This is a genomic window from Nostocoides sp. F2B08 (genome assembly GCF_009184895.1).
Taxonomy (GTDB): Bacteria; Actinomycetota; Actinomycetes; order Actinomycetales; family Dermatophilaceae; genus F2B08.
The window spans coordinates 70085-84449 of the sequence record NZ_WESE01000002.1; the positions used below are offsets into that span (position 1 = coordinate 70085).

General features: G+C 68.2%; 14 protein-coding genes. 2 read left to right on the forward strand and 12 right to left on the reverse strand.

Translation table 11 applies throughout. The features are described 5' to 3' along the window. Position 1: 1 nt before the first annotated feature. Positions 2–316: a sporulation protein gene (locus GA707_RS03950; protein ID WP_152177143.1), complete on the forward strand. Its 315-nt coding sequence runs from the start codon at positions 2–4 to the stop codon at positions 314–316. Between the two features lie 136 nt (positions 317–452). Here GA707_RS03950 and GA707_RS03955 read toward each other — a convergent pair whose 3' ends face one another. The 5 genes from GA707_RS03955 to GA707_RS03975 all read right to left on the reverse strand — a co-directional run bounded on the left by GA707_RS03955 (position 453) and on the right by GA707_RS03975 (position 2921). Further along, positions 453–845 carry a VOC family protein gene (locus tag GA707_RS03955; protein ID WP_152177144.1) on the reverse strand — a complete coding sequence of 131 codons (393 nt, stop codon included), beginning with the start codon at positions 843–845 and terminating at the stop codon, positions 453–455. A gap of 203 nt (positions 846–1048) precedes the next feature. Continuing rightward, entirely contained in the window at positions 1049–1381 is a 333-nt protein-coding gene (locus tag GA707_RS21510; RefSeq protein WP_152177145.1) for a hypothetical protein, read from the reverse strand. A 112-nt stretch (positions 1382–1493) separates the two neighbouring features. After that, positions 1494–1877: a hypothetical protein gene (locus tag GA707_RS03965; protein WP_152177146.1), complete on the reverse strand. Its 384-nt coding sequence runs from the start codon at positions 1875–1877 to the stop codon at positions 1494–1496. A gap of 479 nt (positions 1878–2356) precedes the next feature. Then, positions 2357–2704: a type II toxin-antitoxin system PemK/MazF family toxin gene (locus GA707_RS03970; RefSeq protein ID WP_152177147.1), complete on the reverse strand. Its 348-nt coding sequence runs from the start codon at positions 2702–2704 to the stop codon at positions 2357–2359. After that, the gene (locus GA707_RS03975; protein ID WP_152177148.1) at positions 2691–2921 is read right to left on the reverse strand and encodes a ribbon-helix-helix domain-containing protein; all 231 of its coding nucleotides are present in this window, start codon (positions 2919–2921) and stop codon (positions 2691–2693) included. Before GA707_RS03975 ends, GA707_RS03970 begins: the two co-directional genes overlap by 14 nt. A 284-nt stretch (positions 2922–3205) precedes the next feature. On the opposite strand from GA707_RS03975, the gene GA707_RS03980 reads away from it, so the two are divergent. Next, entirely contained in the window at positions 3206–3973 is a 768-nt protein-coding gene (locus GA707_RS03980; RefSeq protein ID WP_226963515.1) for a class I SAM-dependent methyltransferase, read from the forward strand. A gap of 274 nt (positions 3974–4247) precedes the next feature. Here GA707_RS03980 and GA707_RS03985 read toward each other — a convergent pair whose 3' ends face one another. The 7 genes from GA707_RS03985 to GA707_RS04015 form a co-directional block, all read right to left on the reverse strand. Further along, complete coding sequence (locus tag GA707_RS03985; protein ID WP_226963516.1) at positions 4248–4916, reverse strand: TrkA family potassium uptake protein; 669 nt, start codon at positions 4914–4916, stop codon at positions 4248–4250. Further along, a complete protein-coding gene (locus GA707_RS03990; protein WP_226963517.1) occupies positions 4909–6270 on the reverse strand; it encodes a TrkH family potassium uptake protein in 1362 nt (453 codons plus the stop codon). The genes GA707_RS03985 and GA707_RS03990 overlap by 8 nt, the downstream gene beginning before the upstream one ends. A gap of 130 nt (positions 6271–6400) precedes the next feature. Beyond that, positions 6401–6718 (reverse strand): carboxymuconolactone decarboxylase family protein, encoded by a 318-nt coding sequence (locus GA707_RS03995; RefSeq protein ID WP_152177150.1) that lies wholly within the window; start codon positions 6716–6718, stop codon positions 6401–6403. Next, positions 6708–8249, reverse strand: a complete 1542-nt coding sequence (locus GA707_RS21100) for a hypothetical protein (protein WP_226963518.1) — start codon at positions 8247–8249, stop codon at positions 6708–6710. The genes GA707_RS03995 and GA707_RS21100 overlap by 11 nt, the downstream gene beginning before the upstream one ends. A 1373-nt stretch (positions 8250–9622) precedes the next feature. After that, the gene (locus GA707_RS04005; RefSeq protein ID WP_226963519.1) at positions 9623–11494 is read right to left on the reverse strand and encodes an HAD-IB family hydrolase; all 1872 of its coding nucleotides are present in this window, start codon (positions 11492–11494) and stop codon (positions 9623–9625) included. After that, a complete protein-coding gene (locus tag GA707_RS04010) occupies positions 11481–13868 on the reverse strand; it encodes a glycerol-3-phosphate 1-O-acyltransferase (protein ID WP_152177151.1) in 2388 nt (795 codons plus the stop codon). The genes GA707_RS04005 and GA707_RS04010 overlap by 14 nt, the downstream gene beginning before the upstream one ends. Positions 13869–13908: 40 nt before the next feature. Beyond that, positions 13909–14220, reverse strand: coding sequence for an HGxxPAAW family protein (locus tag GA707_RS04015; protein WP_193315164.1), 312 nt, complete (start codon positions 14218–14220; stop codon positions 13909–13911). Positions 14221–14365 lie beyond the last annotated feature (145 nt).

Genomic DNA, 14365 nt, shown 5'->3' on the forward strand with positions numbered 1-14365 from the left:
GATGACGCCCGAGGACATCCTGACCCGAGTAGGTGACCAGCTCGGCATCCGCCGGGTGTTCGGTGAACCGATCGACCGCGACGGAGTCACCCTCGTCCCGGTCGCCGTGTCGATCGGCGGCGGAGGCGGAGGCAACGGTCCCGAGGACCAGGGCAGCGGCGGAGGCTTCGGCGGCATGGTCCGGGGCATCGGCGCCTACTCCATCAGCAAAGGCCAGGTCCGCTTTGTCCCCGCCGTGGACACCACGGCCCTGGCGGCGCTGTTCGTCCTCGCCGTCGGCGTCGTTGTCCGCGTGAGACGACGGCGGGCGGCCTGACCAGGCGCGACTTCAGCCGCTTGGGTCAGTGGGGCGGTTGCACTTCGCCGTGCGCCCTATCGGCGCGAGCGGATGCACTTCTGCCGAGCAGGAGCGACGTCCCCTGGGCTTCCTATCGACAGCTTGTTGCCCGCGGCTACGGACGCTGGTTCGGCCAGCCGCCGTACGGAACGGTGAGGATCTCGAGGATGTGACTGTCCGGGTCCAGCCAGTACAGCCCGCGGCCTCCGTCGTTGGTGTTCGTCTGCTGCGGTCGACGCCGCTCGGGGTCGGCCCAGTAGGGGATGTCGCGGGCCAGGATTCGCGCGTGGATCTGGTCGAACTCGTTCTCGTCGACAAGGAAGGCGTAGTGCTGCGGGTGCACCGTCCCCTCCTCGAGGAAGTCCAGCGAGACGTCGTTCGCCACCTGGACCACGGAGAACGGTCCGAAGCTCGTCGGGGCGGGTAGTCCCAGGATCTCGGACAAGAACAATGCCGAGGCCTGCTTGTGGCGGCAGTACACAATCGTGTGGTTGAGCCTCACCGGCATCCGAACCTCCTGTCGGATCATGCAGCGAAGCGGTGGCGGTTCTCCGCACACCGGGTCATCGCGCCGTTTGTCGGAGAGCGTCGGCCGCGTGCCCTGAGGTGCGCTCACCAATCTAGACCGTCGGGTACGAGGGCGTCCGCCTCGTGCGCGTCGACGCGGGCAGAAGGGGCGCGCCAGGTCCCCGTCGCGGAGCGGCTATCGCGTCATTTCGCCGCCTTGGCCCGGTGCGCGATCTGGTCCTCTCGCTCCGGGATCGTCGCGGCGATCCCGCGGGCGCGCAGCCGGCCCGGTTCGCCTTGGACGGGTAGCCCTTGGGCTTTGCCTTCCTGTGGCGTCCGGGTCAGTACATCGCCGGCGCTGTACCGGCTGTGCTGTCGATCGCACTGCCTCACGAGCTTGTCTCTGAGCGCATCAAGGAGATCGCTCATCCGGCACTCAATGTGTGGATGCACCACGTCGAACTCGCACGGGTCGCTGACGTCGACGATGAGCTCGCAGGTTGGCTCGCCGAGGCCTACGCCAAGGCCGCGTGGCACACACCGAGGACTTCTGACCTCGCCTACACAGAGATTGGCCCTTCCGCGGCAGTTGGGCCAGGCTCACGCCAGCGGAGCTTATTGGGCGCTCAAGAGTGATGCCGTCAAGGCATCACTCCCTAGGACGGACGCGGCGGCCGTCGTCAAGCCTTGTCGGCAGACTGCCTCCGAGCGATTGCCAGTGCTCCGCCAACTCGGGGAGAGGCGACGTGGCTAGCAGGTCGTCGCGCCATTGGTCCCGGTCTCGCGCCGACTGCTCCATGCTCTCGTCCAGCTGGCTTTCAGGGTCGACGCGAGATGCCGTCCATCCCGGCACGAGCTGTCCCATGACATCGTCGTTTGCGGCCACCACGCCCTGATGAGCCGTGAATGCGGCGCCCTTCCGGCGTATCTCGTCTCCACCCTCCAGGGCGACAAGATCGTCGAGGTAGACGAGCAAGCCTTCGGTACACCTGGCCCCATGGGAGAGCGCGACTCGAAGCACGTCGTCATCCATCACACGAGTGGATGCTTCCCAACCCAGACGATCGACGGCTAGTGCGGGGTTCTCCCGCAGTCGCTTCAGCAGCATGAGTGAAGGGATGTCGACAACTTGCATGGGGCGGGATGGCTGCAAAAGATAGTACATTTCTTTGACGTTACATGCAGGCGGTCCATAGAGCGAATGGCACCCATACGGAGTCAGTGGACGACCGGTGTAGTCACAGCCACCCTCCTGAGCGATGATCTACGTACGGGCGCGAATCCCCGCAGGCAACCCGCTGCAGTTCCTCGTGGCTGACCGATACCTCGTCGCCCATGGGCCCTCCTGACCGAGCGCACCGTCCTCGTCCATAGGACCATCCTTCGAGCCTGTCGCCAAGGCCCGCTTGGTGTTGGCCGATCACGTCGTCGGGGCCCACAAGTCGACCGGACCCCCGCCCATCCCGAGCCAGGACACTCCGCCGCGAGCCGGGCTGCCTGCAGGCGATGCGATCACAGCTGGAGGTGCAGGCGTAACGCTTCGTCCACCAGCGCCATCAAAGGCGCCGGCACGCGGCCGAGAGCAGGCCCGAGCCTCTCCACGGAGACGGAGCGGATCTGTTCGGCCTGAGCTTTTGAGTCCACCCGCAACCCCGTCTCCTCGGCGGGCAGGGCGACCTGGAACGGGTAGACGTGGGTCAGGTTGCTGGTCACCGGCACGATGGTGACGGCTCCCCGGCCGAGCCGAGCAGCGGTGGCATTGGCGCGGTCGTTGCTGACGACCACGGCTGGCCGGCGCTTGTTCGCCTCGCCGTGACCGGCCGGGTCGAGATCGACCAGCCGGATCTCACCGCGAAGCATCGGGCAGCCCGTCCGCTGTGGTCTCCTCCCACGAGGCCGCGTCACCGGAGGCCTCCCACTCGTCCCAGGCTGCGGTGTAGGCGTCGTCGAGCTCGGGGTTGCTCAGCAGTCGGATGGCACGCTGGATCGCCGCGGACCGGCTGGTGATACCGGCAGCGTGGGCGTAACGGTCCAGAGCGGCGACGTCCTCATCTGGGAGGCTGATGCTGAGTTTCACCTCTCTATCCTACCTCGGTAGCACCACTCTGCTACCCGTTCGTGTCCGGCGCTGCGAATGCGCGGCGCTTCGCCGCGTGGGTTGCGCACGTGGCCGTGTTCTTCCCGCGATCCTGCTCGTCGACCATGAGGTGCTCGAGAACTGCGACCCCGGGCTCGGGGGAGCATGCGGCAACGGCCCTCGTCGCCGATGGGGTCTGCGCTCGTGGGGCGAGCGTCGTCCTCAGAGCGGCCCGGTCGGTGGCGGACTCGATGTCACCGCCCACTTTCGGGGAGACTGTCCCTGTGGCCGAAGGCAGAGCGGCAGAGATCGCCGTGAACCGGGAGGTCTGGGCGATCGTGAACGAGCGCTTCACAAACGGGGCGGCCGAAGGCATGTGGGTCATGCCGGAAGTGGTGTGGGGCCTCTTCGCCACGCCCGAAAGGGAACTCGGCGTCCTCGGCGACGTCGAGGGTATGGACGTCCTGGAGCTTGCCTGCGGGACTGCGTACTTTTCCGCCTGGCTCGCGCGCGCAGGCGCCCGTCCGGTCGGCCTGGACTTCTCCGGTGAGCAACTCGCAACGGTGCGGCACCTCCAAGCCCGGCTCGGTCCCGACTTCCCGCTGGTCCACGCGGATGCCGAGCAGGTCCCGTTGGCCAGTGGGCTCTTCGACCTCGTGGTGAGCGAGCACGGTGTGGCTGCCTGGTGCGAGCCTGAACGCTGGTTGCCCGAGGCCGCCAGGCTTTTGCGGCCGGGCGGCCGGTTGGTCTTCTTGACGAACAGCAATCTCTCTGCGCTGTGTGTCCCGGCCGATGGCGGGGTTGCTGGAGATCGGCTGCTTCGCGGCCAGCGGGAGACCCGCCGAGTGCAATGGCCAGGCGGCGGCATCGAGTTCCATCCCTCACACGGTGACTGGGTGCGGCACCTGCGAAGTGCTGGTTTCATCATCGAGGCGATGCACGAGATCTACGCACCAGACGATGGCATCGACCACCCGTTCTACGAGATCGCGTCCCGGGAGTGGGCGAACAGGTGGCCGGCCGAGGAGCTGTGGGTAGCGGTCCGCCCCTAACTGAGCCGACCCCAGCCGCTACGCAGGCCGTCATTCAACGCGCGCCCTACGGCTGCCGAGTCGACTCGCACCGTCGAGGCCGGGCACGATCAGAGTGGGTTGATTCGGCCCTCGCATGCTCGAGCTACGAGGTCGTTGCGGTTGGCAGGTGCCGGTCCTGCCGAGCATGTTCGAAATGTCTGAGTTGACTGTCTTCTGGCTGAGGAAGAGCTCGTCGGCTCGTCTAGACCGTCGACCCCGGCCAGGTCACACCGATAGGTAGCACCCGAGCCACTCACTCCTGGTCCGAGAAAGCCTCGACCTTGCGCCGCTCTCCGGAGACGATGATGAGATCCCCTTCGTTGACGACCGAGGTGGGCGTCGCATACGAGAAGTCCCTCCCTTCGCTCTTGATCCCGACGATGGTCACCCCCCAACGCTGTCTGACACCGGCCTCGGCGAGCGTGCGCCCGAGGATGTCGCGGGGCGGCTTGGTCTTGACGATGGCGTAGCCGTCGTCGAACTCGATGTAGTCGAGCATTCGGCCCCGGACCAGGTGAGCGACGCGTTTTCCCATCTGATGTTCCGGACGCACTATGTGCGCGACCCCGACCTGCGAGAGGATCTCGCCCTGCGAGGTCGTGATCGCCTTGGCCCAGATGTCGGCGACCCCGAGCTTGCGCAGGACGAACGCCGTGAGCACGCTCGCCTCGAGATTGTGCCCGATGGCGATGACGGCCTTGCTGAACTCCCCGACACCGAGCTGTTCCATCGCCTGGGCGTCCGTGGCGTCCGCCTGGACGATGTGGGTCCACCGCCCGGCAAGGTCCTGGACCCGCTTGAGGTCGTTGTCGATCGCGAGCACTTCGACCCCGTCCCGCTCGAGCTCGTCGGCCAGGGACTTGCCGAACCTGCCGAGACCGATGACGACGACGCCGCCGCCGCGTCCAATCCTCTTAGCCAATGAGGGGCGCTCCTTCCGGGAGGTGGTAGCGACGCGTCCGCTCACGCAGAGCCAGCGCCGAGACCAAGGTGATCGGGCCGAGTCGCCCGAGGAACATCAGGACGACGAGGACCAGCTGCGCCGGGCCGCCGACCTCAGGGGTGATGCCGGTCGACAGCCCGACCGTCGCGAAGGCTGACGTCGTCTCGAACAGCACGTCACGGAAGGGCAGGTCGGTCAGCTCGGTCAGGAGCATCGTCCCACCCATCACTGCGGCCACGCCGAGGAGGGCGACGGTCGTGGCCTGGCGCACGACGCGGTGGTCGATCCGTCGGTCGAACGCGATCACGTCGTCGTCCCCGCGGACCTCGGCGAGGATGACGAAGAACAGGACGATGAACGTCGTCACCTTCAGCCCACCGGCCGTACCAGCCGAGCCGCCGCCGACGAACATGAGCATGATCGTCGCGAGCAGCGTCTCGTCGGTGACCTGACCGTAGTCCCACGCGTTGAAACCGGCCGTGCGCGGCTGGACGGCATGGAACCAGCCGCCGAGAACCCGCTCGACCGGTGTCAGCGTGCCGAGCGTGCCCGGATTCGTCCACTCGGTGAGCGCGATGAACGCCGTGCCACCGATGAGGAGGACACCGGTCATGACGAGGGTGAGCCGGGTGTGCAGACTCCAGGTCCGCGGTCGCCGGTTGCGCATCAGCTCGACGAGAACGGGGAAGCCGAGACCGCCGATGACCACCGCTATGGAGATCGGCATGAGGATGAAGCCGTCCGTGAGGAACCCCATCAGGTTGTCGCTGAAGAGTGCGAAACCCGCGTTGTTGAACGACGAGACGGCGTGGAAGACCCCGTGCCAGAGAGCGGTCGGCCAGGTGTCGTCGTACATGTCGCGGAACCGCAGCGTCAGGAGCAACGCCACTGTGCCCTCGACGGCGACCGTGATCAGGAAGACGCCCTTGAGGACGCGTCGCACGTCCCCAGGGCCGACGCTGCGCGTCTCCGCCGCGGCCGTGAGGCGCGTCCGCAGCCCCATCCGCCGCGACAGGAACAGCCCGATCAGCGACGCCATGGTCATGATCCCGAATCCACCCACCTGGATGAGGCCGAGAATGACGGCCTGGCCGGTCGGGCTCCAGTAGGTCGCCGTGTCGACGGTGATCAGTCCCGTGACACAGACGGCGCTGGTCGCCGTGAAGAGTGCCGTGACGAACGGCGCGCCACCCTCACCAGTGCGCGAGACGGGCAGCATGAGCAGCATGGTGCCGATCAGGTCCGCGATGAGGAACGCGGTGACCAGCACCTGCGCCGGGTGTCGGAAGACGGGTCGCCCGCCGGCCACCAGCGGGCGTCGCGCGAGGAACACCCCGCAAGGATGACAGACCCCGCCGCGGGACCTCGCTCGAGGTATGCGCTGCTCACCTCCAGCGGCGCCCTCGCCCCCGTGCGGCAGGGGTCAGGGACGCTCGCGGGTGGTCCCTCCGATGAGGGTCAGCTCACTCGTCGTCCTCGTCCATCACGGCGATGACGAGCCCGAGGGCCTCGGTGATGTTGACGGCGGCGGACATCGTCCGCGCAGTCCCGATGATCGGAGCGACGGCGACGAGGACATTCTGGACATCCTCGATGGTGACGCCCGACTCGACGGCGGGACCGACGTGCGCGACGTACGAGATCGGTCGTGCATCGACGGCGGCGAGCGCGGCGATCCGGACCATCAGCAGTGCGTCGTCGGACAGGTCGCTTCGCTCCAGCGAGGCGGCCGTGAGTGCCGCGATCGTCTCGAGGACGGGGCTGTCTGTCTCAGCGGGCATGGTGCTTCTCCTTCTCTTCGGGGTAGTCCGACGAGCCGGGATTGGCACGTCGGGGTGTGTGGGCGGACTGGGCCGCCGGTGGGTCGAGGATGAGGTCGACGACGAGGGCGGTCCATCCGGACTGATGCATCGCTCCCAGCCCCGCCCCGTCGTCGCCGTGGAAGTACTCGAAGAACAACAGGTTGTCCTTCCACGCAGGGTCCTCCTGGAGTCGCGTGACCCCACCGAACACCGGACGACGGCCGTTGTCGTCGGGCAACCAGATGGCCAGCAGACGATCGGCGAGATCCTGCGCCACCTGCCCGAACGTGAGCCGCCGTCCGGATCCGCTGGGGTACTCCAGCGTGAAGTCCTCGCCCAGGAAGCGGTCGAGGTTGACGAACTGACGGATCGCCAGATAGTTCAGCGGCATCCACACCGGGCCACGCCAGTTGGAGTTGCCGCCGAACATCGCGGTGCTCGACTCGGCCGGCTGGTAGTCGATCGAGGCGCCGGGCACGCCATCGAGCTCGTAGGGCCTGCCCTGATGACGCTTCGACAGGGACCGCAGCCCGTGGGGAGACAGAAACGCGTCCTCGTCGAAGAACTCCTGCAGGGCCAGACCGATCTGGTCCGGATGGAGGACGGAGACGAGGATGCTCTCCCGGCCGTCGACGTCCCGCACCCGACCGTCCAGGGTGCCTCCCTCGCGAGCCCAGTTCTCCCGGAGCCGCGCGAAGCCCTTGCCCAGTCGCGCGATGCCCTCGGCGGTGGGCCGGGGCAGAGCGCTCGCCGGCAGCAGGGGTATGAGGCCGGCGATGGTCCGCACCCGGACCGCGGTCGCCTGTCCGGATGGGAGCACCAGTCGGTCGTAGAAGAATGCGTCGTCCTCGTCGTAGAGCCCCTGTCGCTCCAGGGCCCTGCTGATCTGCAGGAACTGCTCGAGGAACTTGATGGTCATGTCGTCGTAGACGTCGTTCTCCCGCGCGAGCTCGGTCGCGATGAGCAACATCGAGAGGGCGTAGTACGCCATCCAGGCGGTTCCGTCGGCCTGCTCCAGCCGGACACCGTCAGGGAGGTTCGACCGGTCGATGGGGCTGATGTTGTCGAGGCCGAGGAACCCTCCGCCGAAGACGTTGTTGCCGTCGGCGTCCTGGCGGTTGAGCCACCACGTGAAGTTGATGAGCAGCTTCTGGAAAACCCGCTCGAGGAACTCGCGGTCCTGTCCGCCGTCGATCCGGAAGACCCGCAACGCCGCCATGACGTGCACCGGCGGGTTGATGTCGTCGAAGTTCCACTCGTATGCGGGCAGGGCACCGTTGGGATGCTGGAACCACTCGCGGAGCAGCACCAGCATCTGGTACTTCGCGAACGCAGGATCGAGGTGCGCCCAGGCCACGGCATGGAAGCCGAGGTCCCAGGCGGCGAACCACGGATACTCCCAGGGGTCCGGCATCGCGAGGACGTCGAAGGCCTGGAGGTGACGCCACTGGGCGTTGCGGCCGTGACGTCGCGAGGCCGGTGGTGCCGGCTGTCCGGGATCGCCGTCCATCCAGCGGGCGACGTCGTAGGGGGTAGATCTGCTTGCTCCACACGAGCCCGGCACTCGCCTGGCGGAGGACGCGGAGCTGCTCGGGCGTGGTCCCGCTGGGTGCCAGCGCGCCATAGAACTCGTCCGCATCGGCCTCCCGGACCCGGATCACCTCCTCGAAGGCCTCCGCCGCCCACGCCGGGTCGCCGCCGCTTGCGCCGTCGGCGTGACCGTGCATCCGCAGACGCAGCTCGGCGATCTCCCCTGGGCCCAGCGTCAGCCGGTAGCGGAACGCAGCCTTGGTGCCGAAACCCTCGGGGTTCACCGTCGCGGCCCCGGAGACGATGTGGTCGTTGATCCCGTCCTTCGGGTACGGCGTCGTCGCAGGCGCACCGAAGACGCGGGGCATGTTGGTGTCGTTCTCACAGAAGAGGAGCTCCGGCATCGCGCCGTCCGGGCCGGGAGCCGCATCCAGCCGGTAGCCGGCCAACGAGTGGTGCTGACTCACCCGCAGCGAGGCGTCGTCGCCCTCCATCCGCGGTCGTTCGGCACCCGGGTCCCAGGACCACGTGTTCCGGAACCACCACGCCGGCAGCACCTCCAGGGTCGCCTCCTGCGGTCCGTGGTTCTCGACGACGACACGCATGACGAGCTCGGTGGGCGACGCCTTGGCGTACGTGACGTCGACGGACCAGTAGCGGTCCTCGTCGAACACTCCGGTGTCGAGCAGCTCGAGCTCGGGGTCCTGCAGGCCACGACCGTGGTGCACGAGGGCGTCGTAGGGGAACGCCGTCTGGGGATAGTGGTACCGCCAGTGCAGGAGGGCATGGCTCGGCAGCCCTTCGAGGTACCACCAGTACTCCTTGGCATCCTCGCCGTGATTGCCCTCCGGTCCGGCCAGGCCGAACATCCGCTCCTTGAGGATCGGGTCCCGTCCGTTCCACAGGGCCAAGCCGAGGCACAGCTCATGCCTGATGTCCGAGATCCCCGCCATCCCGTCCTCGTTCCACCGGTAGGCACGGGATCGAGCGTGATCGTGCGGGAACGAACGCCAGGCGTCACCGTCGGCGGAGTAGTCCTCGCGCACCGTGCCCCAGGCACGCTCACTGAGATACGGACCCCACTCGTACCACGGGTTGGCGGAGAACAGGTCGGTCTCCGCCCGGCCCGTCGCCTCGGCCAACCGGCGGTGTTCCGCGGTGTCCGGGCCCGTTGCCGCCTGGGTCGCGCCGCTCGCCGGGTCGGACAATGCTCCTCCTGTGCTCGCACCACACGGCCCATGCCGCCTGCGAGTTCAGCATCGGACACAGCCCCTCGGCGCGACTCACCCTTCATGGATGAGATCCGGCCCCGGCGCCCCGGCCGGGGCAAGCGAAGACCCGCCGGCGCGCGGCTCAGAGCGGGGGTTCCGGGCTGACCATCTCGACGATCGAGTGCCGTTCGCGACTGCGCCGCGTCCCGGACGGAGTCGACCGCGGTGCGATCTCGAGCCCGCCGCTCGACTTCTTCGCCGTCGACTTCTTCGCCGTCGCCTTCTTGGCGGTTGCCTTCTTACCGGTTGCCTTCGTGCCGGTCGGCTTCTTCGTGCTCGTCGGCTTGGTGGCAGCAGACTTCTTCGCGGCGGATTCCTTTGCCGCCCTCGTGGTGGTCCCCGACTTCTTCGCGGTGGCGCGCTTGGCCCGCGGCTTCCGGGGTGCCGACACCGGGGCGTCGTGCTCGCCGTCCTCGACCGGTCGGGGTTCGAGCTCTTCGCCCTCGAGGTTGGCGACGTCCACCTCGCCGGGGGTGTGGGCCTGGGTGGCCACTCCGGAGACCGTGGCCGGGCCCTGCGGCCACCGCGCGAGGGTGTCGGCATACATCTGGCGAACGTCGGCGACCCGCTCACGCATCTCGTCGGGATCCCAGGTCGAGACGTCGATCGGCTCCTTGACGACCACCTGGACGGTGCCGGGCTTGATCGTGAACGAGTCCCGCCACATCAGCTCGCCGGCGTTGCGGATGACGATCGGCACGACGGGGACGCCCGCCTGCCGGGCCAGATGGAATGCGCCGGTCTTGAACGGCCCGAGGGTCGGAGTCAAGGACCGGGTGCCCTCGGGGGCGATCGCGATGGAGATCCCCTCCTTGAGCTTCTCGACCGCGGGCGCCAGAGCCTTGCGCGGGTCCTTGCCGCCCTTGCGGTCGACGAAGGCGACGCCGGCGAACCGGAAGGGCAGGCCGACGATGGGATCCCGCTTGAGCTCCTGCTTCGCAACGCCGGTGAACCCGTGCCGCAGCAGATAGCCGGCGAGGGGCAGGTCCAGCTGGCTCTGGTGGTTGAAGATGAAGACCGCGGGGCGGTGCGACCAGAGGTGCTCCTCCCCCTGCACCTCGACCTGGATGCCGGCCAGTCCGAGTGAGAGCTCGGACGACAGGGCCGCCATCGTGTCGACGGCCCGGCGCCGGGAACGGTTGAGCAGGCCGAATGCGGCACCCGTGAACATGCCTGCTGTCAACCCGCCTACGGCGGCACCGCTGCGGAGCAAGTCCCTCACTCCTGGGATGCCCCGGGCCCGGAAGTCGAGGATGGGCCAACCCTGTTCGAGAGCGTGGACGCGCAGCCGCGGCTCGGAGGTCGTGGCCGCCGGGCGGCCCACGAGCTCGAGGAACGGGATGTCCTCGTCGCCGTTGGAGTAGCCGTAGGACTGCTCGAGGTCGATCTCGTTGGCGGCAGCGAACTCGCGGACAGCGTTCGCCTTGCCGGATCGCCACAGTGTCTTGCCGGGACGACCGGTGAGGTTGCCCGCCTCGTCGACCTCGAGTGGGGTGTAGAGCACGTGCCGGACGCCGAGGACGTCCGCGGCGGGCTGGATCTGGAACCGCGTCGCCGAGGAGGCGAGGACGACCGTATGCCCCTTGCGCTGGTGGGCCTCCACGAGCTGCCAGGCTTCGGGGAAGATCCGGCTCGCGACGCTGGCCCGGAAGACGCGGTCGCCGTCGGTGAGGATCTCCTCCTCGGGACGACCTTTGAAGGTGCCGAGCCCGACGCCGACGAAGCGCTCGAAGTCCTCCTCGGTTGTGATCCCACGCAACGCGAGCGCGATGGTCTGCAGGCCCTCGACGGGTCCGACCTTGCCGCGCCGGATCCGGTCGAGATAGAAGTCGACGGCCGAGAAGCCGTGGATGAGCGTGCCGTCGAAGTCGAAGAACGCCCCGATCGCCGGACCCTCCGGGCCGTTGTAGACCTCGTCGAGGCGATGCTGTAGGGCGGCGTCAGTCAGGGACACCGGTGACCTCCGCTCGGATGGATGCGTCCAGGAACTCGATCGCCCGCACACGCCGGACGAGATCACGAGCGTATGCGGCGCTCGCCTCCCGCCGCGAGGCCAGGCCCTCGTGGGTTGCGTCACCGTCGGCGGCGTCAGTGACGTCTATGGCGTCGGCGGCCGCGACGTCGACAAGGAGACCGAGGTTGGCCATCAGGTCGAGCGCGGAGGCGAACAGCTCACGGCTGAGGCCCTCCGGACCGTGTAGCCGGCCCTGGAGGAGCATCTGGCGGCCGACCTTCTCGCACTCGGCGACGAAGGCGTCCCGGGCGGCGGTGTCCTTGCGGTCGAGCTCGTCCTCACCGCGCAGGGAGAGTCGCTCGGCGACGACGAGCTGGGCGTCGAGGAAGGATCGCAGGACGCGGTGTGCCATGAGCACCTGGGATCCGGCTAGGACGTTGCGCACGGCCTCGAGACTCGGGGCGGTGTCCTCCCAGTCGGGGTCGAGCAGGTCCATCTCATCGCGCAGCTCGTCGACGAAGACGCGGCGGGTGGGGAAGAAGAACTCGAACTTAAGCTGGTCGCGGATCGTGTTGGCCTCGTCCCAGACCGCCTCGATGATCTCGCGCGCGGAGACCTCCTCGTCCTCGGACATCCGCTCGGCCACGTGGAGGATGGACAGCTCGAGGATGGCGCGGGTGATGAACCAGTGGATCGCGTTGTTGCGGTAGAACGCGGCGACGAGATGCTGGCCACGCTCGATCGCGTAGACCGGCTCCTCGCCGTCCTCGTAGGCCGTGACGACCTTGGCGCGCACGAGCTGCGTCAGGACCGTCTGCAGGCCCAGCGCGTCACGCAGTCGCTCGAGCCCGGTCGTCGGCAGGCCGCGCTTCTCGATGTAGTCGAGGATCGGTGCGATGACCTTGAGGATCTCGTCGACGGTCTGCGCCTGGTCGCGGACGCCGAGGAGGGTCAGGGTGAGCAGGGCGTTGGCGGTGATCGGTGTGGAGGAGTTGATCCCGACGGCCACCTCGAAGGCGACCTTCTGCAGGGCGATCCGCTGGTCGGCGTCGGGCGCGTCGGCCGGGGCCATCCGAGTGGCGAGGCTGAGCGGCTCGCCGAACCGGACGTGCGCGTTGCCGCCGGTCGTCGACCGCTGGGAGCGCGCATACTTGGCCAGCCACTTCAGCCCCTCCGGCTGCTTGGCCGCCCCCGCCTGCTCGGCCGCCATGACCGCGACCTCGTAGAGCCGGTCGTACGTGATCGAGACCGGGACGAGGTAGACGTCCTCGACCCGACCGCTCGTGACGGCCTGTGCGACGTAGGACAGGAGCCCGTAGCGCGGCGAACGGAGTTTCCCCGTGCGCGAGCGTCCACCCTCGAAGTACCACTCGAGGTTGAAGCGCTTGGACAGAAGGTAGCCGAAGTACTCCTCGACGACCGCCTTGTAGATCTTGTCGTCCCCGAAAGAACGGCGGATGAAGACCAGACCCGCGCGGCGCGCGATGTTGGAGATCGGCCAGATCCGCAGGTTGGCCCCGCCCATGACGTGGTTGCGCGGGAAGTCGTTGCGGGCGAGCACGTCGCCGAGGACCAAGGTGTCGACATAGGAACGGTGTGAGGGGAGGAAGACCAGCGCATACTTCTTGTTCAGCTCGCGGAGCCGGCCCAGACCGCTCTCGTCCGCGATGACGTTCCAGGTCGACGAGTGCAGCGGGTCCATGAGGGCCTGGAACAGGTCTACGGCGGCCCGGCTCTGGACTGCGACGAGCTCGCCGAGTGCCGCCTCGGCCCGCTCGATCGCCTCCTTCTCCGAGATGCCGGTGTCCTGGGCGATCTCCACCAGGCGACTGCGGAACTCGGCGCGCGAGCTGATCTCCTCGGCGACATGGTGCGGAACCTTGTAGCGGTCGCCGATGAAGGATCGCTCGGCGCGGTCGAGGGCGACGATGGCGGCCCGACGGACGAAACGGGCGAAGTCCTCGGGATCCTCGGCGTGGGAGCCGACCGCGCGACGGTGTCGCGAGCGCAGCTGGCTGAGCAAAGCCGGCGCACCGGTCAGGACGCGCTGCCGCTCGGGGTCGCGTGCCGCGAGCCGGCGCTGGATCCACGAGGCGGGACGCCGCGGGGTCGCCATGAGGGCCAGCTCCGACCAGCGCGAGGTCGACTCGTCTCTCTGCACACTCGGCAGCCACGCGACCCGCACCGGGAGGATCAGCGCCTCGGCGTACTGCGGCAGCTCCGCCGCGAGGCCGACCTCGTCGATGACCTTCGTGACGCCGCGACCCTCGTCGCTCGAGGCGGCCCACTCCTCGATCAACCGGCGTTCGGTGGGACTCGCGCCGCCGCTCATGAGGGCGAGCACAGGGGTGGGCGTCGAGCGCGGCGGCGTCATCGCGGCTGGCTCACTGGATGCTGATCCGGTCGTCCGTCGCTCAGCTGATCCCGACCTCGTCCCCGTTCGCGACCTCGGGGGCGTCCACGATGTTGGTCACCTCGCCCTTGCCGCGCACGCCGTACCCGGTGGACGACAGCACCTTGCCGACCACCAGGCCGACGATGGTGAGCCCGATCCCGATGGCGAGCAACGGCATCCGCGCATCCGCCAGAGGGAAGGCCAGGGCGATCAACGCCGCCGCGACGAGCAGGAGGCCGACCGTGGTCCAGGACGCGACACTCTGTCCGTGGTGGTCGTGCACGACGTTCTCGGGGGTCTGCGAGTGGTCGCCTGAGTGCTTGCCGGCCATGATGCTCCCTGTGTTCGTCGGCCCGTGCGGGACAGTGCGCTCAGTCTAGTCACCCGAACGGTTTGGGACCTGGCCGAGCCCGGAGGCAGACTAGGCGCGACAGAACGAGGCCGGAGAGCCGCATACCCTCGCGCCCCGGCCGACC

Bases quoted from the DNA above. Each gene is read 5' to 3' on its own strand.
- GA707_RS03970 (WP_152177147.1), bottom strand. From the start codon at position 2,704: ATGCTTCGCGGTGAGATCCGGCTGGTCGATCTCGACCCGGCCGGTCAC.
- GA707_RS03965 (WP_152177146.1), bottom strand. From the start codon at position 1,877: ATGGATGACGACGTGCTTCGAGTCGCGCTCTCCCATGGGGCCAGGTGT.
- GA707_RS04015 (WP_193315164.1), bottom strand. From the start codon at position 14,220: ATGGCCGGCAAGCACTCAGGCGACCACTCGCAGACCCCCGAGAACGTC.
- GA707_RS21100 (WP_226963518.1), bottom strand. From the start codon at position 8,249: ATGGACGGCGATCCCGGACAGCCGGCACCACCGGCCTCGCGACGTCAC.
- GA707_RS03955 (WP_152177144.1), bottom strand. From the start codon at position 845: ATGCCGGTGAGGCTCAACCACACGATTGTGTACTGCCGCCACAAGCAG.
- GA707_RS04010 (WP_152177151.1), bottom strand. From the start codon at position 13,868: ATGACGCCGCCGCGCTCGACGCCCACCCCTGTGCTCGCCCTCATGAGC.
- GA707_RS03950 (WP_152177143.1), top strand. From the start codon at position 2: ATGACGCCCGAGGACATCCTGACCCGAGTAGGTGACCAGCTCGGCATC.
- GA707_RS03995 (WP_152177150.1), bottom strand. From the start codon at position 6,718: ATGCCCGCTGAGACAGACAGCCCCGTCCTCGAGACGATCGCGGCACTC.